17 protein-coding genes and 1 tRNA gene are annotated in these 18643 nt (G+C 67.4%); 8 read left to right on the top strand and 10 right to left on the bottom strand.

The window, feature by feature from the left end:
* Positions 1 to 42 precede the first annotated feature (42 nt).
* The 3 genes from N0B51_RS08670 to cpdR form a co-directional block, all read right to left on the bottom strand.
* Positions 43 to 1266, bottom strand: a complete 1224-nt coding sequence (locus N0B51_RS08670; protein ID WP_259961923.1) for an NADP-dependent isocitrate dehydrogenase — start codon at positions 1264 to 1266, stop codon at positions 43 to 45.
* A 143-nt stretch (positions 1267 to 1409) separates the two neighbouring features.
* Positions 1410 to 1484, bottom strand: a tRNA-Val gene (locus N0B51_RS08665).
* 52 nt (positions 1485 to 1536) lie between these two features.
* Positions 1537 to 1926, bottom strand: coding sequence for a cell cycle two-component system response regulator CpdR (cpdR, locus tag N0B51_RS08660; protein ID WP_259961922.1), 390 nt, complete (start codon positions 1924 to 1926; stop codon positions 1537 to 1539).
* Positions 1927 to 2021: 95 nt separating this feature from the next.
* Between cpdR and N0B51_RS08655 the strand changes: the two genes are divergently transcribed.
* Both N0B51_RS08655 and N0B51_RS08650 read left to right on the top strand, forming a co-directional pair.
* The gene (locus N0B51_RS08655; protein ID WP_259961921.1) at positions 2022 to 2957 is read left to right on the top strand and encodes an N-formylglutamate amidohydrolase; all 936 of its coding nucleotides are present in this window, start codon (positions 2022 to 2024) and stop codon (positions 2955 to 2957) included.
* 103 nt (positions 2958 to 3060) lie between these two features.
* Positions 3061 to 4026 carry an alpha/beta hydrolase gene (locus tag N0B51_RS08650; protein WP_259961920.1) on the top strand — a complete coding sequence of 322 codons (966 nt, stop codon included), beginning with the start codon at positions 3061 to 3063 and terminating at the stop codon, positions 4024 to 4026.
* A 386-nt stretch (positions 4027 to 4412) separates the two neighbouring features.
* Here the strand turns inward: N0B51_RS08650 and N0B51_RS08645 are convergent, their stop codons facing one another.
* Entirely contained in the window at positions 4413 to 5195 is a 783-nt protein-coding gene (locus N0B51_RS08645; RefSeq protein WP_259961919.1) for a SapC family protein, read from the bottom strand.
* A 67-nt stretch (positions 5196 to 5262) separates the two neighbouring features.
* A complete protein-coding gene (locus tag N0B51_RS08640; protein ID WP_259961918.1) occupies positions 5263 to 6714 on the bottom strand; it encodes an FAD-binding oxidoreductase in 1452 nt (483 codons plus the stop codon).
* Positions 6715 to 6828: 114 nt separating this feature from the next.
* Here N0B51_RS08640 and N0B51_RS08635 point away from each other — a divergent pair, with 114 nt between their 5' ends.
* The 3 genes from N0B51_RS08635 to N0B51_RS08625 all read left to right on the top strand — a co-directional run bounded on the left by N0B51_RS08635 (position 6829) and on the right by N0B51_RS08625 (position 9795).
* Positions 6829 to 7383, top strand: a complete 555-nt coding sequence (locus N0B51_RS08635; RefSeq protein WP_259961917.1) for a hypothetical protein — start codon at positions 6829 to 6831, stop codon at positions 7381 to 7383.
* Positions 7384 to 7508: 125 nt separating this feature from the next.
* Entirely contained in the window at positions 7509 to 8909 is a 1401-nt protein-coding gene (locus tag N0B51_RS08630) for a DEAD/DEAH box helicase (protein WP_259961916.1), read from the top strand.
* Between the two features lie 112 nt (positions 8910 to 9021).
* Positions 9022 to 9795 (top strand): response regulator transcription factor, encoded by a 774-nt coding sequence (locus N0B51_RS08625; RefSeq protein ID WP_259961915.1) that lies wholly within the window; start codon positions 9022 to 9024, stop codon positions 9793 to 9795.
* Between the two features lie 154 nt (positions 9796 to 9949).
* Here the strand turns inward: N0B51_RS08625 and N0B51_RS08620 are convergent, their stop codons facing one another.
* On the bottom strand, positions 9950 to 12253 hold the full coding sequence (locus N0B51_RS08620; protein WP_259961914.1) for an ATP-dependent helicase: 2304 nt from the start codon (positions 12251 to 12253) through the stop codon (positions 9950 to 9952).
* A 110-nt stretch (positions 12254 to 12363) separates the two neighbouring features.
* Between N0B51_RS08620 and N0B51_RS08615 the strand changes: the two genes are divergently transcribed.
* Complete coding sequence (locus N0B51_RS08615; RefSeq protein ID WP_259961913.1) at positions 12364 to 12945, top strand: hypothetical protein; 582 nt, start codon at positions 12364 to 12366, stop codon at positions 12943 to 12945.
* Between the two features lie 63 nt (positions 12946 to 13008).
* Here the strand turns inward: N0B51_RS08615 and rsmD are convergent, their stop codons facing one another.
* The 3 genes from rsmD to N0B51_RS08600 are packed head-to-tail and all read right to left on the bottom strand — an operon-like array spanning position 13009 to position 15478.
* The gene (gene rsmD / locus N0B51_RS08610; protein ID WP_259961912.1) at positions 13009 to 13554 is read right to left on the bottom strand and encodes a 16S rRNA (guanine(966)-N(2))-methyltransferase RsmD; all 546 of its coding nucleotides are present in this window, start codon (positions 13552 to 13554) and stop codon (positions 13009 to 13011) included.
* Positions 13551 to 14303, bottom strand: a complete 753-nt coding sequence (locus tag N0B51_RS08605) for a pseudouridine synthase (RefSeq protein ID WP_259961911.1) — start codon at positions 14301 to 14303, stop codon at positions 13551 to 13553. The genes rsmD and N0B51_RS08605 overlap by 4 nt, the downstream gene beginning before the upstream one ends.
* Before the next feature lie 17 nt (positions 14304 to 14320).
* Positions 14321 to 15478 carry an aromatic ring-hydroxylating oxygenase subunit alpha gene (locus N0B51_RS08600; RefSeq protein ID WP_259961910.1) on the bottom strand — a complete coding sequence of 386 codons (1158 nt, stop codon included), beginning with the start codon at positions 15476 to 15478 and terminating at the stop codon, positions 14321 to 14323.
* Between the two features lie 73 nt (positions 15479 to 15551).
* Here N0B51_RS08600 and N0B51_RS08595 point away from each other — a divergent pair, with 73 nt between their 5' ends.
* Positions 15552 to 16892, top strand: a complete 1341-nt coding sequence (locus tag N0B51_RS08595; RefSeq protein WP_259961909.1) for an AmpG family muropeptide MFS transporter — start codon at positions 15552 to 15554, stop codon at positions 16890 to 16892.
* Positions 16893 to 16964: 72 nt separating this feature from the next.
* Positions 16965 to 17345, top strand: a complete 381-nt coding sequence (locus N0B51_RS08590) for a PilZ domain-containing protein (RefSeq protein ID WP_259961908.1) — start codon at positions 16965 to 16967, stop codon at positions 17343 to 17345.
* A gap of 2 nt (positions 17346 to 17347) precedes the next feature.
* Here the strand turns inward: N0B51_RS08590 and N0B51_RS08585 are convergent, their stop codons facing one another.
* The gene (locus N0B51_RS08585) at positions 17348 to 18640 is read right to left on the bottom strand and encodes a bifunctional folylpolyglutamate synthase/dihydrofolate synthase (protein WP_259961907.1); all 1293 of its coding nucleotides are present in this window, start codon (positions 18638 to 18640) and stop codon (positions 17348 to 17350) included.
* Positions 18641 to 18643 lie beyond the last annotated feature (3 nt).

The raw sequence follows: 18643 nt of genomic DNA, 5'->3' as shown, positions 1-18643 counted from the left end.
TGGTTCACTCAGTCATGGTAATGACCAAAGGCGCGGAAGGTTTCAGCTCCAGCTGGCCATTTCCTTCTCGAGGTTCTCGACGATCGCCTCGAAGAACTGCTCGGTGGTCATCCAGGCTTGGTCCGGCCCGATGAGCAGTGCGAGGTCCTTGGTCATCTTGCCGCTCTCGACCGTCTCGATGCAGACCCGCTCGAGCGTCTCGGCGAACTTCACCACGTCGGGCGTGTTGTCGAACTTGCCGCGGTAGCTGAGTCCCTGGGTCCAAGCGAAGATGCTGGCGATCGGATTGGTGCTGGTCGCCTTGCCCTGCTGGTGCTGGCGATAGTGGCGGGTGACGGTGCCGTGGGCGGCCTCGGCCTCGACCGTCTTGCCATCGGGCGCCATCAGGACCGAGGTCATCAGGCCCAGCGAGCCGAAGCCTTGCGCGACGGTGTCCGACTGCACGTCGCCGTCGTAGTTCTTGCACGCCCACACGAACTTGCCCGACCACTTGAGCGCCGATGCGACCATGTCGTCGATCAGGCGGTGTTCGTAGACGATGCCCTTTTCCTTGAACTTCGCGGCGAAGCCCTCGGTGTCGAACACCTCCTGGAACAGGTCCTTGAAGCGCCCGTCATAGGCCTTCATGATCGTATTCTTGGTGCTGAGATACACCGGCCAGCCGAGGTTGAGCCCGTAGTTGAACGAGGCCCGCGCGAAATCGCGGATGCTGTCGTCGAGGTTGTACATCGCCATCGCGACGCCGCTCGAGGGGAACTTGAACACCTCGAGGTCGATGGACTCGCCGTCGTCGCCGTCGAACACCAGTCGCAGCGTGCCCGGGCCGGGGATCAGCGTGTCTGTCGCGCGGTACTGGTCGCCGAATGCGTGACGACCGACCACGATGGGATCGGTCCAGCCAGGCACCAGCCGCGGCACGTTGGAGATCACGATCGGTTCGCGGAAGACCACGCCGCCCAGGATGTTGCGGATCGTGCCGTTGGGGCTCTTCCACATCTTTTTGAGGCCGAATTCCTCGACCCGCGCCTCGTCAGGGGTGATCGTCGCGCACTTCACGCCGACGCCGCAGGCCTTGATCGCGTTCGCCGCGTCGACGGTGATCTGGTCGTCGGTCTCGTCGCGCTTCTCGACCGACAGGTCGAAATACTGCAGGTCGACGTCGAGGTAGGGCAGGATCAGCCGCTCGCGGATCCACTGCCAGATGATGCGGGTCATCTCGTCGCCGTCGATCTCGACGACCGGGTTCGCTACCTTGATCTTCGCCATGGGCTTCCTGCTGCTGTCTGAAATGGAGTTGCGCGCGCTTTAGCAGGGCGGGGGCGGGGTGCAAGGGCGGCGCCCAGCCCCGGGAGACGATCCCCCGAACGCAAAAGGCGCCGCTCGCGCGACGCCTTTTCGTATCCCTTCGATGGTGGGCGCACCAAGGATTGAACTTGGGACCCCTACGATGTCAACATAGTGCTCTACCACTGAGCTATGCGCCCACACCATCGAGCGGAGGCGCATCTAGCGACCGTCCCGCAGAAGGGCAAGGGGTCAGATTCGCGCGGCGGCCTCGGCGTGGAACATCCGGTCGACTTCGAGCACCAGGTCCTTGAGATGAAACGGTTTCGACAGGACCTTGGCGCGCGGCTGCTCGCGGCTCGCCTTGAGCGTGACGGCGGCGAATCCGGTGATGAACATGACCTTCGTGGCCGGCGAAACCTCGTTGCAGCGCTGGGCCAGTTCGATCCCGTCCATTTCCGGCATCACGATGTCCGACAGCAGGAGGTCGAAGTGCGCCGATTCGAGATGCGGCACCGCCTCGGTTCCGCGATCGACCGCGACGACAGAATAGCCCGCGTTTTCGAGCGCGCGGGCAAGGTAGGTGCGCATCGCTTCCTCGTCTTCGGCGAGGAGGATGCGGATCGGGGGCTGGTCGTTCATGGCCGCCGCCATAGCCCAATGCGCTTAAGAAATCTTTCGCGATCCCGCCGCTGACCTGCTTTGACACAGCCGTCTGCAGGTTTACTTCTGCCGTCATGACGGACGAGGCATTGCGGATCGAGGGCGAGAGCGGAGGGTGCATCCCCGGCCTCGACACGCCGGCCTACACGCTGCGCCGCCCGCCCGGGGCGCCGATTCCCGTCCTGATCGCCGCGCCGCACGGCGGCAGGGATTATGCGCCCGTGCTGACCGAACGGATGCGCGATGCCGCCTATTCCGCCCTCCGGCTCGAGGACCGCCACGTCGACCGCATGGCCGATTCGATCGCCGCTGCCACCGGCGCGGCGCTGCTCGTCGCCCATGCGCCGCGCGCGATGCTCGACCTCAACCGCGCGACCGACGACATGGACTGGTCGATGGTCGCCGGCGGAGCGCCGTCGCCCACGCGGCATTCCGCCGCCAACCGCCGCGCGCGCAGCGGCCTCGGCCTCGTCCCGCGCCGGCTGCCGGGGCTGGGCGAGATCTGGAAATCGCGCATCGACCGCGCCGATCTCGATGCGCGGGTGGAAGGCATCCACCGGCCCTATCACGCGGCGCTGGCCGCAGCTCTCGAAGACCTGCGCGACCGGTGGGGGGCGGTGCTGCTGATCGACCTTCACTCGATGCCCCCGCTCCGCGCGCGCCATGCGGGCGAGCAGCCGGGCGAGTTCGTGATCGGCGACCGGTTCGGGGCCAGCTGCAGCCATCGGCTGGTGGCGAGAGCCTTCGACTGGTTCGAGCAGCATGGCCGCGTGGCGGTCCACAATCGTCCCTACGCGGGCGGCTACGTGCTCGACCGCCATGCCGCACCCGCACGCGGGATCCACGCGATGCAGATCGAGGTCTGCCGGGCGAGCTATCTCGACGCACGGCTGGAAGAGCCGAGCGGGCGGTTCGGCGGCGTATCGCGAACGCTGGCCGGGCTCGTGCGGGCGCTCGCGGCAGACGTTTCCGATCTGGGCGGCGCAAGGCTGCCGCTGGCCGCTGAGTAGCGGTTCGGTCCGGACCCGCTATCCTGCCAGATTGCCCGCTCACGTCCGTCGCACATCGAGCTATGGTGCAGCAGACCTCTGCTGCTGAACAAAGGGGTGCAAAATGCTGACGATACGCCGATTTTGTCCAGCGTTTCTTCTTCTTGCCGCCGCGGGTTGTGCCGCGGCGAGCCACTCCCCGATTGAACCCGCACGGACGGGCCACGACGCGAAGATGGGAACTCGGCTCGCAGCGAACACGGTCGAAAGCCGCAGCTTTCGCAGCAAGCTCCTGAACGCGGATGTCACCTATCACGTTGTTCTGCCCGCAGCGATGCAGCGGGACCCGGAGGCGCGATATCCGGTGATTTACTGGCTTCACGGCTCGGGCGGCTACCCCCCGGGTGTGCTCGATATGCTCGCCGGGGGTTTTTACAACGCGATGAGCGAGGGGAAAATGGATCCCGCAATCATCGTGTTTCCCGACGGGTTTGAAAACACGTTGTGGGCGAACGCTGCCGACGGAAGCCGGCCGGTCGAAAATATGCTGGTGAAAGAGCTAGTCCCTCACGTCGATCTCACACTCCCTACCCGGGACAACCCGGGCGCAAGAGCGATAGAGGGCGCGAGCATGGGGGGATATGGAGCGGCTCGTCTGGGAATGCTCTATCCGGACGTGTTCGGTACCATCTCGATGATCAATCCCGGCCCCATGCAGCCGGTCCTCGACCCACAGAATACCCCGCTCGCGGGTAGCGCACGGGCAACGGCGACATTGAACGACGTTTTCGGCGGGGACGTGGAGGACTTCAAACGACGCAGTCCGTGGGCGATCGCCCAAGCATTCGCGAACCGTAACTGCAAGCAATCCAGGATAAGAATGATCCTGGGCAAAAATGATCCGATAACGCCGACCAATCTCATGTTTTCCCGACGTCTGCGTGAACTCGGCATACCGCACGAAGTTCGCTTGATTGCCGAGGCTGGTCACAACCCGAGGGAAATGTTGAAGAGTTTGGGCGAGGATCACTGGGCATTCTTCAATATGGCTCCGACCGAACAGGCGGACCGGGATCCATCGTGTGGCTAGTCGCGTCCGGCTCGCGATTCTTTTCGGCCAGCGACCGCGCTCACCGTATTTCACGCCAATCGCGACCGACGGCTATTCCCGCACGTGGTTTCCCTGGGGTTGGGGAAACGGTGATGGGGTCGCAAACCGACGTCCGCATTAGATGGCTCGGCTCCCAAACAGGCCGCGCAGCCGCATCTCTTGATCGGGCATGCCTGCCCAGGAGCGCAAGAAAAAACCACCTGGTGCATCGCACCAGGTGGCCAAGGTTCAGGGAGGAGGTGCACCGCAGTGCACCAGCCCGGTCCGGCCATGAGGGAAGCGCGGAGCGGGCAGAACCTAGGTAGGCTCGCTTGAAACCGGATTCAAGCCCCGTCCGGTCGCCCGGACAGGGCTATTCGTCGCGATCAGCCGGCGGTCTGGAGGACCTGCGCCGGCAACTTGTCCTGCTCGATCTGGCGGCTGAAGATCACCCGCATCCGGTCGAGCGAGAACATGTGGGCATAGATCAGCGGCAGCAGCCCGTTCTCGTTCCACTCCTTGACGGTCGCCGGATCGAGCGCGCGCAGCTTTTCCTGGTCGATCATGCCGAAACCCCGATAGACGTAGGGCTTGTCGGGATCGTCGTTGCGGGTGATCGCGATTTCGCCGTCCATGAGGAGATCGTGCTTCTTGATCTCTTCCATGAACGCCTGCGTCTTGGCGCCGGCCTGCTCGAACTGTTCGCAGAACTCGAGCGCCGCCTTCACCGGCGCGCCGGGCTGGCCGCCCTCGTCGAACAGCGGATCGCCCTCTGCAAGATCGCCGATCGCATCGCAGGTCGGGTCGAAGCAGAGCGACAGTTCCTCGGCCTGGGGGGTGAGCTTCGCGAGGAGAAAGGGATAGCGGCGCACGTAGGCCGGCAGGTAGAATTCGCCGATCGGCTTGCCTTCGTCGTCGATGAAGGTGTTCACGCCTTCATTGAGGCCCATCAGCGCGAGCGGCACGGGCTGGTCGCCCGCGCTGAAGATGATCGGGAAATCACGCTGCGCCTGGGCGAACTCCTCGACCGTGAGCGGCACGGCGTGCTGGTTCTTGAGCCATTCGATCTTGTCGATCGGCCGCGACTTCCACGTGGCGTGATCGCGGCTGTTGAGCGGCATGAGATCGTTGTAGAACAGGGGCAATGTGGGCTGCGGCGCGCTGGCCATCGGTCTCTCCGGTGAGCTGAATGTCGAAATCGCAGCAACCTGGGCGCCGCGCATGGAAGCGCGCGCTTTAGGGGTTGGCGTCGCGGGGTGCAAGCGGCACCAGCTTGCCCGGGTTGAGAATGCCCGCCGGGTCGAGTGCCTGCTTCACTCCGCGCATCATCGCCAGTGCCACCGGATCGCCCAGCCGGGCAAGCGCGTCCCGCTTGAGCTGGCCGATCCCGTGCTCGGCGCTGATCGAGCCGTCCCATTCGGTCACCAGCGCATAGACCTGGTCGCTGATCGCCTTGCCGTCGCCTTCCTGCCACGCGAGCGGGTCGACGCCCGGGGGCGCGATGACGTGGAAGTGGATGTTCCCGTCGCCCAGGTGGCCGAAGGCGACCGCGCGGGTTCCCGGCCAGTCCGCCTCGATCCGCGGCACGGCGTGGGCGACGAACGCCGGCATTCGCTCGACAGCGACCGAGATGTCGTGCTGGACCGCGGGACCCTGCGCGCGCTCGGCAGGGGCGATCGCGTCGCGCAACGCCCAGAACGCCTCGGCCTGCGCTTCGCTCGCCGCGATGGCGGCGTCCTCGACCAGCCCGGCCTCGAATCCGCTGGCGAGCAGGTCCTCCGCCAGAGCGAAGAGGCCGTCCGCGCCGGCCTTGCCAGCGACGAGCTCGATCAGCGCGTGCCACGCGTGCTTGCCCGTCAGCGGCGCGCGCGCACCCGGCAGGTGATCGACGACGTTTTCCAGCGTTTCCTGCGGGATGACCTCGAATCCCTCGAGCGCGTCTCCCGCCAGGCGTTCGGCGTGTAGCAACAGCTCGCGCGCCGTTTCGAGCGATGCGACTCCGGCCCACAGGACCCGCCGGTCGGCGATCGCCGGAAGCAGGCGCAGCGTGGCGGCGGTCACAATGCCGAGCGTGCCTTCCGAGCCGATCAGCAACTGCTTGAGGTCGAACCCGCGGTTGTCCTTCTTGAGCGGGGTGAGCGCGGAGAACACGCTGCCGTCGGCCAGTACGGCTTCGAGGCCGAGCACCTGCGCGCGCATCGACCCATGGCGCAGAACCTGGGTGCCGCCGGCGTTGGTCGACACCAGGCCTCCGACCGTTGCCGACCCCTTTCCGCCAAGCGTGAGGGGAAAGCGCAGGCCCTCGGCCACGACGGCCTCGTGCAGCGTCTGGAGGACGACGCCCGCCTCGCACACGACCTGGCGCGCTTCGGCGTCGAGCGAGCGAATCGCGGCCATCCGGCGGAGCGAGAGGAGAAGGGCGGTTCCCTCCGCGTCCGGCGTCGCGCCGCCGCACATTCCGCTGTTGCCGCCCTGCGGGACGATCGGGACGCCATGGCGCGCACAAAGCCTGACGAGCGCCGCGACCTCCTCGGTCGAGGCCGGGGAAGCCAAGGCCAGCGCCCGGCCGGTGAACCGCCCGCGCCAGTCGGTGAGCCAGGGGGCGATCAGTTCTTCGTCGCGGGTCAGGCCCCGCGGACCAAGCAGGTCGCCGGCCTCGGCAAGGAACTGGGTGGGATCGGTCGTCACCGCCTCCCTATGCCATGCCCGCGGCGAGCGATGCCAGAGGCGATTGTGGTCTTCCGCCCGCGGATTAAGCCGCTATTCAAGCCGGTGCGCTATTGGCGTTGCGACTGTTCGGCCATGAACCTGCCCATTGCTCTTCTTGCCCCCTTGGCGCTGCTCGTTCCTTCGGTGGGCGGATGGCTCGACGACGGGCCGCGTGACCAGCTTCTGCCGCCACCGGACAAGCCGCAGGTCGCACCGCGCGAGCCCATCGCGACGCTCGACTTCGTCGACGGCGCAACGGTCCGCCAGGTGCGGATCGAGCAGCGCGTGACGATCCGCATCGCCCCGCGCGATCCGGCCGTGCGGCCCTCGATGCTTGCGCGCATCGCGCCCGATGCCAGCGAGCCGGCCCGGTTCGCAGAGCGCAAGATGGGCAAGTGCGTGCCGGTGTCGGGGATCGCCGCGGTGGAACCTGACACGGGTGGCCGTCTGCTCCTGTTCATGCGTGACCAGCGCCTCGTCAGCGCGAGCCTGGAAAAGGCGTGCAGCGCGCGCGACTTCTATTCCGGGTTCTACCTCGAGCGGACCGGCGACGGACTGCTCTGCGTCGATCGTGACAAGCTGCACTCGCGCGCGGGGGCCAGCTGCGGGATCAGCCGGATGCGCCAGCTGGTCGCGGCCGACGACTGACCCCGGCCTGCGAATCTTGACTTTGCGCCCTTTTCCGCGCAGGGGCGCGCGCGGAACGCAGCGGATATTCTATCCGTGTACGCTTCGGGCGCCCGTCGCCCCCTAATCCGGAAATCGTAAACCGCATGACATTTGCCGATCTCGGCCTCTCTCCCGAATTGCTGAAGGCGGTCGAATCGGCCGGCTATACCGAGCCCACGCCGATCCAGGCCCAGGCCATCCCGCCGGTCCTGATGATGAAGGACATCATCGGCATCGCCCAGACGGGTACCGGCAAGACCGCAAGCTTCGTGCTGCCGATGATCGACATCATGAGCCACGGCCGCCGCCGGGCTCTGATGCCGCGCTCGCTGATCCTCGAGCCGACCCGCGAACTCGCGGCGCAGGTGGCCGAGAACTTCGAAAAGTACGGGACCAATCACGACCTCAAGATGGCGCTGCTGATCGGCGGCGTACAGATGGGCGACCAGCTCAAGGCGCTGAACGAGGGGGTCGATGTCCTGATTGCGACCCCCGGTCGGCTGATGGACCTGTTCGAGCGGGGCAAGATCCTGCTCACGGGCTGCGAACTGCTGGTCATCGACGAGGCCGACCGGATGCTCGACATGGGGTTCATCCCCGACATCGAGTTCATCTGCTCCAAGCTGCCCGAGACCCGCCAGACGATGCTGTTCTCGGCCACGATGCCGCCGCCGATCGAAAAGCTCGCCAAGAAGTTCCTCAATAATCCCAAGCGGATCGAGGTCAGCCGGCGCGCTTCGACCAATGAGAACATCACCGCCTTCAAGGTGCCGGTGAAGGCGCGCGACAAACGCAGCACGCTGCGCTGGCTGCTGAATAATGACCTGGTCGAGACGGCGATCATCTTCGCCAATCGCAAGACGACCGTGCGCGAACTGAACAAGAGCCTGCAGCGCCACGGCTTCGCGTCGAGCGAGATTCACGGCGACATGGACCAGGCGAGCCGCCTCAAGGAACTCGACCGGTTCAAGAAGGGCGAGGTCAACATCCTCGTCGCATCCGACGTCGCCGCGCGCGGGCTGGACATCAAGGGCGTGAGCCACGTGTTCAACTTCGATACGCCGTGGCACCCTGACGACTACGTGCACCGCATCGGCCGCACCGGCCGCGCGGGCAACAAGGGCCGCGCCTTCACGCTGGTCGCGGAAGACGACGCCGAAGCGATCGAGAACGTCGAGAAGCTGACCGGATCGCCGGTGCCCGTGTTCGGCAAGAAGGACGTGCGGATTGAACTGAAGGCGCCCGAGCCGGCGTCGCGCAAGCCTGCTGAAGAGGCGGACGAGGTCGCGGATCCGAAGCCCGCACGGAGGAAACGCCCCGAGCGCGGCCAATCCCGCGAACGCGGGGAAGGGGGCGACGCGCCCGGCCGCGAGCGCGCACCGGGTCCCGCTCGCGCCGTCAGGGAACAGCGTCCCCGGCGCGACGACCGGGGCGAGGAACCGGCGGGAAAGCCGGGCGAATGGAACGGTCCGGTGCCGGGGTTCCTCGACGTGGGTTTCGGTTGAGACGCTAACCTTCCGCAAGGCGCAGGTATTCCCCTTCGCTGACTTGTGCCGGTCCGATCCGTCGCGCACACCCGCCGCGGGTCGCACACATTACAGATTCGGACCGGAAGTCATGCCCTCGTCGCACCACGTCCATCTCCTCGATGGCAGCTCGTCGCGCAGGGCGCGCCTTGCCCGCGCGCTCGGCGCTCACGGTATTCACGCGGAGATCTACGAGACGGTCGCCGAGCTGCGGGGGACCGCCGATCGTCCGGCTTATCCGAAACAGGGCGCGGTGCTGGTCAGTGACGACGACCAAATCGACCTTTCCGCGGTGCTAGCGGACATGCGGGAAGCCGGCTGCTTCCTCCCGGTTGTCGCGTTCACCGCCAGCGGGCCGCTGGCGCGCAGGATCGTCGCTGCGCTCAGGGCCGGGGCGGTGGATTACCTCTGCTTTCCCGAGGACATGACGATCGCCGGGCGCAGCATCGCCGGGGTCATCGAGCAGGCGGCAAGGCTGGCCAAGCGCTACGAGATAACGGCGCTGGCCCGGACGCGCGTCGCGCGGCTTTCTAAGCAGGAACGGCGCGTGCTCGAATCGGTCATCAGGGGTGCCAGGAGCAAGGAAACCGCGATCGAGATGGGGCTGAGCAGCCGTACGATCGAAGTCCATCGGGCCGCCGTCCTGCAGAAGCTCGAAGTCGCGACTTCGGCTGGGGCGATCGCGATGGGCATCGCGGCCGGCATGATGACGACATTAGGAGAAACGGCCGCCACCGATCCGGCGGATGACTGCGGCGACATCGCCGAGCGGCGTGCGATCGGCTGGGGCGACGTCACCGCGCCCCGGTTGCATCAGCTCTTTCCCGCGGCGGTCGCCGCGGAGCTCTACCGCAAGGCGGGCTAGCCTGCTTCGTTCGCGTCCTGCCGGACCGAACGTCGGCGCCCGGCCCGACCGAACTGCGAAGCGATCCGCGCGATCGATACGGTGACGGCCGCCGTTTCCCCTTCCCCGGCCGCTCTTCCCCCCAGCGGCATCCGACTCGACGACTGATCGGCGGTCAGGCGGCGCGCACGAAGCTGTCGATCACGCGCTTTCGCCCCGCCTGCTCGAACTCGATCTCGAGCTTGTTGCCCTCCTGGTCGACGACCTCGCCGTATCCGAACTTGTCATGGAACACGCGCTGGCCGACCGCGATGTCGGTGCGCGGCCTGGCGGCGAAGCTGGCGGCGCTGCGGGTGTTTTCCTTCACTCGCGCGGGGCTCGAATCGTAGCCCGTGGCGACTGCGCGTTGCCAGCCGGGACCGCGGGTCAGCGTGCGCGACGGCTGCACCCGCGCGACGTGCGCGAAGGGATCGTCGTGTTCGCTCATCTGCGCGCGCCAGAGTGACGCGCCGCCGGTGAGCGTGGTTTCCTCGGCCACGTGATCGGCGGGCAGCTCGCCGACGAAACGGCTCGGGATGCTGCTCGTCCACTGGCCATAGATGCGCCGGTTGGCGGCATGGACGATCGTGCACCGGCGCCGGGCGCGGGTGATGGCGACGTAGGCCAGGCGGCGTTCTTCCTCGAGACTCGCCAGCCCCCCCTCGTCGAGCGCGCGCTGGCTGGGAAAGACGCCTTCCTCCCAGCCGGGCAGGAACAGGTGGTCGAATTCCAGCCCCTTCGCCGCGTGGATCGTCATGATGGTGACCTTCTCGCCATCGTCCGCGCGGTCGTTGTCCATCACCAGCGCGACGTGTTCGAGGAAGTCCTGCAGGGTGTCGTAGTCTTCCATCGCGCGCGCAAGTTCGCCGAGGTTCTCGAGGCGTCCTGCCGCCTCGGCGCTCTTTTCGGCCCGGAGCATTGCCTCGTATCCGCTCTCATCGAGCACCGCGCGCAGCAGTTCGGCGGGCCCGGTCGTTTCCGCCATTTCACGCCAGCGCAGGAACTGGCCCATGAGGCCCGCGATCGTCCCGCGCGCGCGCGCGGGCAGCTCGTCGGTATCGGCCAGTTGCAGCGACGCGGCGGCGAGCGGCAGCCCCGTCGCGCGCGCGTGGCGGTGCATCTGCTCGAGCGTCTTGGCGCCGAGCCCGCGCTTGGGCTGGTTGTAGATCCGCTCGAACGCAAGGTCGTCGGCCGGCTGGGCGATGACCCTGAGGTAGGCCAGCGCGTCGCGGATCTCGGCCCGCTCGTAGAAGCGGAAGCCGCCGATGATGCGGTAGTTGAGGCCGATCTGGATGAAGCGATCCTCGAACTCGCGGGTCTGGTACTGCGCACGCACGAGGATCGCGACCTGGTCGAGGCCCGCGCCTTCGCGTTCCAGCCGCTCGATCTCCTCGCCGATCCGGCGCGCTTCCTCCGGGCCGTCCCACACCCCGATCACGCGCACCTTCTCGCCCGCCGGTATCTCGGTCCACAGCGTCTTGCCCAGCCGCTCGCTGTTGGCGTTGATGAGGCCCGATGCTGCCGCCAGGATATGCGGGGTCGAGCGGTAGTTCTGCTCCAGCTTGATCACCGCCGCGCCGGGGAAATCCTTCTCGAACTTGAGGATGTTGGCGACTTCGGCCCCGCGCCAGGAATAGATCGACTGGTCGTCGTCGCCCACCACGCAGATGTTCTTGCGCTCCTGCGCCAGCAGGCGGAGCCACAGGTACTGGACCTGGTTGGTGTCCTGGTACTCGTCGACGAGGATGTACTTGAAGCGTTGCTGGTAGCTTTCGAGCACCTCGCGGTGCTGCCGGAAGACGTTCAGCATATGCAGCAACAGGTCGCCGAAATCGCAGGCATTCAGCGCCTTCAGCCGCTCCTGGTAGCGCGCGTAAAACGCCTGCCCCTTGCCGTTGGCATAAGCCTCGTTCTCGACCGCATCGAGGTCCTGCGGATTGAGGCCGCGGTTCTTCCAGCGGTCGATCAGCCCGGCGAGCTGGCGGGCCGGCCAGCGCTTTTCGTCAAGCCCCGCCTCGACGATCATCGCCTTGAGCAGCCGCAACTGGTCGTCGGTGTCGATGATCGTGTAGTTCGATTGCAGCCCGACCAGTTCTGCATGCCGGCGCAGCATCTTCGCGCCGATCGAGTGGAATGTGCCGAGCCACGGCATCCCTTCGACCGCCTGCCCGATGTGCCGTCCCACGCGCTCGCGCATTTCGCGGGCTGCCTTGTTGGTGAAGGTGACGCAGAGGATCTCGCTCGGCCAGGCACGACGCGTTGCGACGAGGTGTGCGAGGCGTGCGGTGAGCGCGGCCGTCTTCCCCGTGCCCGCACCCGCGAGCATGAGGACAGGTCCCTCGGTGGTCAGGACGGCCTCGCGCTGGGGCGCGTTAAGCCCTTGCGCATACGGGGGAATGTCTTGGCTCGCGGAGCCGGAAGGAACGACGGCGTCGGTCATGGAAACCGTGAACAGCTAGGGAACAAGGGTCGCGAGCGCAAGGGCGCAGACGGAACCGCCGGCGGTTCTTGCGCGTAGTTGGCCCGACGAAGCAACTTCGGAGACCGATGATGAACAAGCTCATCCTCGCCGGCGCCGCTGCGCTGGCTTTCGCAATCCCTGCCGGCGCGCAGGACATGGCCGTGACCTCGGATGGCGAGGTCTACGTGATGACCGATGCGCAGCAGACCGCCTATGACGCCTGGCCCCCCGAACGCCAGACGCTCTATACCGGCTGGCCGAACACCTATCAGACCTATTTCTGGACCCTTAGCCCGGCCCAGCAGGACGGCTGGTGGGTGCTGACCGACGACCAGCGGGCCAAGGTCTACGCCATGGCGCCGCAGCAGCGCGTCGCCGCGTGGAACTCGATCGTCGCGCAGATGAACGGCGGCCCGGCGCCGGCGGCGTCTGCCACGGCCCAGGCCGCCACGACCGCCGCGGCGAGCGCGAGCACTGCTGGCCCGCGCTTCGTGAGCAATGCAGTCGTACAGACGACCCCGGGCGATGCGGGGCCACCGACCGGCGACGTGCCGATCTGCAAGCCAAACCAGCAGGACAACTGCATCAACGCATGGGAAGCCGGCAAGCGGGGTCCGGGAGTCACCCGGCCGCTGGCCCATTGGCCGGGCAAGCCTGCCAGCGAGATGTAACCGCCAACCGCCGCCCGGACGGCGACACCAGGGGCGCTTCCCCACATCGGGGGAGCGCCCTTCCTATTGTGCGAGGCGCAAGAGCCAGAGCCGGGCCTTACCGACCTTGCGTTCGGCTTCGACGGCCAGGGTGCGCACCGCGACTCGTTCGCTGGCACCGGTTTCGACCGCAATCCAGGTGGCGGGCCCGATCCAGCCGAGCCGGAGCAACCGGTCGAGCGCGACGCCCGCCGCGCCGGTGCCGTAGGGCGGATCGAGCAGGATCAGGTCGTGCGGCGCCTTGGCCGGGCCGAGCGCCATGACCGAACCGGCGCTGACCGTCGTCCGCGTGTGCGCATCAAGTGCCGCGACGTTGGCCCGGATCGCGTCGAGAGCAGGCCGGTCCTGTTCGACGAACAGGCACGATGCGGCACCGCGCGAGAGTGCCTCGATCCCCAGTGCGCCCGATCCTGCGAACAGGTCGGCGACCGACAGCCCGGTAAAGTCGCCGATGCGGCTTGCGAGCATGTTGAACAGCGTTTCGCGCGTGCGGTCGGCGGTGGGGCGGGTGAGATCGCCCTTGGGCGCGACCAGCTTGCGGCCGCGCCATTCCCCGGCGATCACCCTCATCGCGTCAGGCCCTTGCGGAGCCTCTCGACCTGGGCCTGGGGGATCTCGACCACCGCTCCGCGCGGAAGGTCGCCGAGGTTGAAGGGGCCGTAACCCACCCGCAGCAACCGGCTCACCTGAAGGCCGAGGTGTTCGAGCACCCGGCGGACCTCGCGGTTCTTGCCCTCGGTAAGCGTGAGCAGGATCCACTGGTTGCGGCCCTTACCGCCGTCGAGGTCGGCCTCTATCCGGCCATAGCGGATGCCGTCGATCTCCACCCCCTCGATCAGCTCGTCGAGCCGTGCCTGGCTGACCTCGCCGAACGCGCGGGCACGGTACGTGCGCGGGACATTGGAGGACGGCAGTTCGAGCGCGCGCTTCAGTTCGCCGTCGTTGGTCAGCAGCAGCAGCCCTTCGGTGTTCATGTCGAGCCGGCCGACCGGCATCACCCGCGGGGCATTCTTCGGCAGCGCGTTGCGCAGCGCGGTGTAGATCGTCGGGCGGCCCTTCGGGTCGCGCTCGGCGGTGATCAGGCCGGACGGCTTGTGGAACGCGAACACGCGCGCCTGGTCGGCCTGGCCGACCGGCTTTCCGTCGACCGTCACGCCCTTGAGGTTCGGGATGATCGTGGCCGGAGTGTCGAGTACCTTGCCCGCGATCGCCACCCGGCCGTCCGCGATCATCCGCTCGACCTCGCGGCGCGACGCGACGCCCGCGCGCGCGAGCAGCTTGGCGATCCGTTCGCCCTGCGGTCTGTCAGTCGGTGGCATGGCGCGCAACTAGGCGCTCAGTTCGCCGCGCGCAACGCCTCGCTCACGGTCTCGTGGAAACGGCGGATCCCGCCTTCGAGGGTGCCGAGAGTCAGTTCGGGGACCGCCCCGGTCGAGAGGCCCTGCTGCCCGAGCTCGGCCGCGCGGAAGTCCTCGCTGGCGAACACGCCCCCGTCGAGCAAGGCCCACGAACGCTCCCAGTGATCGCGCGCCTTGTCGGTGGCGGGCGGTTCCGGGATCAGCATGAAGTCCTCGACCAGCGTGTGATCCACCGACTGGGGCCACAGCGCCATGACGTTGATGTAGTCCGGGCTTGGAATGATGATCGTTGCCGGCAGCAGCTGGTAGGCGAACGTCACCCGCCGCCGCAGCGCCGCCATATCGGTGAGGTCGATCCCGTCGAGCTCGTCCACCCGCCCCACTGCGCTGCGCGCGTGAGGCCCGATCATGTCGCCGCTGGTCACCCCGTCCTTGAAGAACGGCCCGATCGTCTTCGCATGGAGCCTGGTGACGTGGTAACTTTCGAGGAAGGCATCCATGATCAGCTTCCAGTTGCCCCGGACGCTGTGGGTCTTGCGGCGGAACAGGTGGTGATCGGGCGCACCGAAAGCCGCCATGTCCTCCCCGATCGCGTCCGCGAATGGGAATTCGCCCTCTTGGCGCGGGCTGTACCAGATCAGCCCGCCCGCCTCGTGGCTGGGCAGCTCGCGCAGGTGATAGTCGTCCTTGTCGAGGCCGGGAAAGCTGTCGGGCCGCGGCAGCGCGAGGAGCGCGCCGTCAAGCCGGTAGGTCCACGCATGGTAGGGGCACACCAGCCGCGCGGTGCACGCCGCATCGCTGCCTTCGACGAGGCGGGTGCCGCGGTGCCGGCAGACGTTGAGGAACACGTGTACCCGGCCCCCCTTGTCGCGGGTGACGAGAAGCGGCCTGCCGGTGAGGTCGTGCGGCACCGCCATTCCGGGGTCAGGAATAAGCGCGCTGGGCATGAGAACCTGCGGCAGCCGGTCGAACAGCGCGGCCTTCTCGCGCGCGAAATGGCCGGGATCGGTATAGACTTCGGCCGGGACGCTTCCGACCCCGCTGTCGGGCCGCGTTTCGCCCCGCGCCAGTGCCTTCGCCAGCGCAAGCTGGCCTCCGGTGGGCCGTTTTCCCCCGAGCGTTGCGGTCTCGTTCATGGCGACGCTTTCCTAATCCTCTCGCTGCGGTAAGTGTCGCACGGATTGGGTTGCACGGAAAGGACGCTAGGGCATGGCTGAAGCTGTTGTCGAGGAACGCCGGTCGCTCTGGGAATCGATCCGGCCCTACCTCGAGAAGGAATCGCTGGCGGCGTTCTTCCTCGGCGTCTCGTCGGGTTTTCCCTTCGCCCTGCTGGCCGCAACGCTGACCACGCGGCTGGCGCAGGACGGCATCGAGAAATCGACCATCACCGCGTTCACCCTGGCGTTCTTCGTCTACAACCTGAAGCCCCTGTGGGCATGGATCATCGACGGGGTGCGGCTGCCCCTGATCGGCCGGCTTGGCCAGCGCGTGTCGTGGATGCTCGTCATAGGCGTGCTGGTGATGCTTGCGGTGGTCAATCTCGCGCTCGCCGAGCCCAAGGTCGACATCTACTGGACCGCGACCAGCGCGGTGCTGCTGGGGATCGCGGGCGCAAGCTTCGACATCGTGATCGACGCCTATCGCATCGAGCTGCTCAAGCCGTACCAGCTTGGCACCGGCTCGGGGATGAGCCAGTATGGCTGGCGGATCGGCGCCGCCGCGGCGGGCGCGCTGGCGCTGGTGATCGCCGCGCGCGGCGGGTGGTCGGTCGCCTACATGGCCTGCGCGGTGTTCGCGCTGCCCGCGATGCTGACCGCGCTGATCATCGGCGAGCCCCCGCGGCGCAAGGTCGTCATCGAGCGGCGCGGTGTGGCAGAGATCTGGCAATCGATCGCCGGGCCGTTCGTCGAGTTCTTCCAGCGCACGGGCGCGTGGCTCGTGCTGCTGTTCATCCTCGTCCACAAGATCGGCGACACGCTGGCGAACCTGACGTTCCGCCTGCTGTTCGACGACCTCGGCTTCACCAACGACGAGATCGCGATCTACGACATCGGGGTGGGCTTCTGGGCGCTCATCATCGGGGTGTTCGTGGGCGGAATCCTTTACGCCAGGCTCGGCCTCAAGCGTTCGGTGCTGATCGCGCTGGTACTGATGGCGATCAGCAATCTCAGCTTCGCCGCCCTCGCGGCCGCCGGGCATAGCAACATCGGCATGGCTGCCGCGATCGGTTTCGAGAACTTCGCCAGCGGCTATGGCGGGGTCGTGGTGGTCGCCTACTTCTCGGCGCTGTGCGACTTGCGGTTTACCGCGGCGCAATACGCGCTGATCAGCGCCGGCGCGTCGATCGTCGGCCGTTTCCTGACCGGCACGACCGCGGGCGGGCTGATCGAGACGTACGGTTACGTCGATTTCTACCTTCTCACCACGGTGATCGCGCTGCCGGGAATCGTGCTGTTCTGGTGGATGATGCGCACGGGCCTGGTGGACGCCGCGATGGGCACCGCGGGAGAGGTCGGCGAGGGCGACGCGCGCAGCGATCCACCCGTCTGACCGGGCGCTTTCAGGTCTTGTTAGGGTTACCGCTTAATCGGACCGGCACCGCGTGTATGCCATGGTCTGCCCATGTCCGATGAACCGGAGGATCAGTCCGGCGACGAGAGCAGTCGCCAGTTTGCCCGCCTCGAGGTGGGTATCAGCGCGCGGCTGGACACCCTTTCAGGGCGGCAATCGGTGCGCCTGGTCAACCTGTCGCAGGGCGGAGCGCAGCTTATCCTGAGCGTGCCCGACGAGGCGGGTGAGGGGATGCTGACCTGGCTCGACTTCGAGATGTTCGGCGAGCTGGCGTGGCAGAAGGGCGACCGGGTGGGGCTGACCTTCGATGAGCCGCTGGCGCCGCTGTGCCTGGCCGAAACGCGCCGCCGGGCGCCGTCCGTGGTGCTGGACGAGGCCATGGGCGCCTCGTTCACCAAGGCGTGGGTTTCCGGCGAAATCGGCGACGACTGACGTCAGTCGGGGATCTGCCCGTTGGCGCGCAGGACTTCGCCAGCGAGATAAAGGGATCCTGCCACCAGGATCGGGAGATCGTCTGCCGGCACCGCGGCCAGTGCCTCGGCGACGCCATCGAACGGCCGGGCGCGATGTCCGAAGGCCTGTGGGCCGTGGCTTTCGCTGCCCGGCACCGGAACGACCGAAAGCGATGCGAGCCTTGTTTCGAGCGGGCCGACGATCGCTTCGGGATTCTTGTTCGCCAGCATCCCGACGACGAGGTGAAGCCGGCCGCCGAAGTGGCGGGCGATCGCCGCGCCGGCATCCGGGTTGTGTCCTCCGTCAAGCCAGACCTCCCGGCCAGGCACGTGCGCGGTGAGCGGTCCCGCCGCAAGCCGCTGGAGCCGCGCGGGCCAGATCGCACCGCGCACGCCCTCCGCCATGGCCTCGGCGCTCACGGAGACGAAGTCCTGGTGCCGCAGCATCGCGACGGCGAGCGCGGCGTTGTCCGCCTGATGCGCACCGGGGAGCGCCGGCATCGGCAGGGTCAGCCTGCCATGGCGATCGGCGTACTCGATCGCCTCGCCCGCGCTGGCGGACCAGTCTTGCCCGCGGACGTGCAGCGGCGCGCCGGCTGCCATCGCCACGCGCTCGATCTCCAACGCGGCCCCTTCGGGATAGGCTTGCGTCACCAGCGGGCGGCCGGGGCGGACGATGCCCGCTTTCTCGAACGCGATGCGGGCGATTGGTTCGTCGGGCGTGCCCTCTTCGGGGACCAGCAGGAACGCCTCGTGATCGATCCCGAGGCTGGCGATGCCGCACGCGGCGGGCCGTTCGATCACGTTGGTCGCATCGAATCGCCCGCCGAGGCCGACCTCGATCACGCAGGCGTCGGCGGGGCTTTCCGCGAAGGCGAGCAAGGTAGCGGCGGTCGTGACCTCGAAGAAACTGGGGCCGAGGTCCTCGCCCGCGTCGAGCACCGTCCGCAGCCGTTCGGCCAGCTCGGCGTCCGAGATCAGCGCGCCGGCGATGCGGATGCGTTCGTTGTAGCGCACGAGGTGCGGCTTGGTCGCGGTGTGGACGCGCTTGCCGTCCGTCTCGAGGATCGCGCGCAGGTAGGCGCAGGTCGATCCCTTGCCGTTGGTCCCGGCGACGTGGAACACCGGCGGCAGGCGTTTCTGCGGATCGCCGAGCCGGGCGAGCAGCGCGCGGATCGTGTCGAGGCCGAAGCGCCCCTGCGGCAGCGACAGGCGCGCGAGCCGGTCGAGCTGCGCCTGGACCGCCGGATCGTCCGACCGCGCGAAGTCCTTCAAGGC

It is taken from the genome of Tsuneonella litorea (assembly GCF_025154015.1).
Lineage (GTDB): Bacteria > Pseudomonadota > Alphaproteobacteria > Sphingomonadales > Sphingomonadaceae > Tsuneonella > Tsuneonella litorea.
Note: the sequence above shows the minus strand (reverse complement) of the source record. Positions and strands in the feature narration are given on the sequence as shown.

Excerpts from the sequence above, each read along its gene's own strand:
- N0B51_RS08670 (WP_259961923.1), bottom strand. The coding sequence starts at position 1,266 with ATGGCGAAGATCAAGGTAGCGAACCCGGTCGTCGAGATCGACGGCGAC.
- cpdR (WP_259961922.1), bottom strand. The coding sequence starts at position 1,926 with ATGAACGACCAGCCCCCGATCCGCATCCTCCTCGCCGAAGACGAGGAA.
- N0B51_RS08655 (WP_259961921.1), top strand. The coding sequence starts at position 2,022 with ATGACGGACGAGGCATTGCGGATCGAGGGCGAGAGCGGAGGGTGCATC.
- N0B51_RS08650 (WP_259961920.1), top strand. The coding sequence starts at position 3,061 with ATGCTGACGATACGCCGATTTTGTCCAGCGTTTCTTCTTCTTGCCGCC.
- N0B51_RS08645 (WP_259961919.1), bottom strand. The coding sequence starts at position 5,195 with ATGGCCAGCGCGCCGCAGCCCACATTGCCCCTGTTCTACAACGATCTC.
- N0B51_RS08635 (WP_259961917.1), top strand. The coding sequence starts at position 6,829 with ATGAACCTGCCCATTGCTCTTCTTGCCCCCTTGGCGCTGCTCGTTCCT.
- N0B51_RS08630 (WP_259961916.1), top strand. The coding sequence starts at position 7,509 with ATGACATTTGCCGATCTCGGCCTCTCTCCCGAATTGCTGAAGGCGGTC.
- N0B51_RS08625 (WP_259961915.1), top strand. The coding sequence starts at position 9,022 with ATGCCCTCGTCGCACCACGTCCATCTCCTCGATGGCAGCTCGTCGCGC.
- N0B51_RS08620 (WP_259961914.1), bottom strand. The coding sequence starts at position 12,253 with ATGACCGACGCCGTCGTTCCTTCCGGCTCCGCGAGCCAAGACATTCCC.
- N0B51_RS08615 (WP_259961913.1), top strand. The coding sequence starts at position 12,364 with ATGAACAAGCTCATCCTCGCCGGCGCCGCTGCGCTGGCTTTCGCAATC.
- rsmD (WP_259961912.1), bottom strand. The coding sequence starts at position 13,554 with ATGAGGGTGATCGCCGGGGAATGGCGCGGCCGCAAGCTGGTCGCGCCC.
- N0B51_RS08605 (WP_259961911.1), bottom strand. The coding sequence starts at position 14,303 with ATGCCACCGACTGACAGACCGCAGGGCGAACGGATCGCCAAGCTGCTC.
- N0B51_RS08600 (WP_259961910.1), bottom strand. The coding sequence starts at position 15,478 with ATGAACGAGACCGCAACGCTCGGGGGAAAACGGCCCACCGGAGGCCAG.
- N0B51_RS08595 (WP_259961909.1), top strand. The coding sequence starts at position 15,552 with ATGGCTGAAGCTGTTGTCGAGGAACGCCGGTCGCTCTGGGAATCGATC.
- N0B51_RS08590 (WP_259961908.1), top strand. The coding sequence starts at position 16,965 with ATGTCCGATGAACCGGAGGATCAGTCCGGCGACGAGAGCAGTCGCCAG.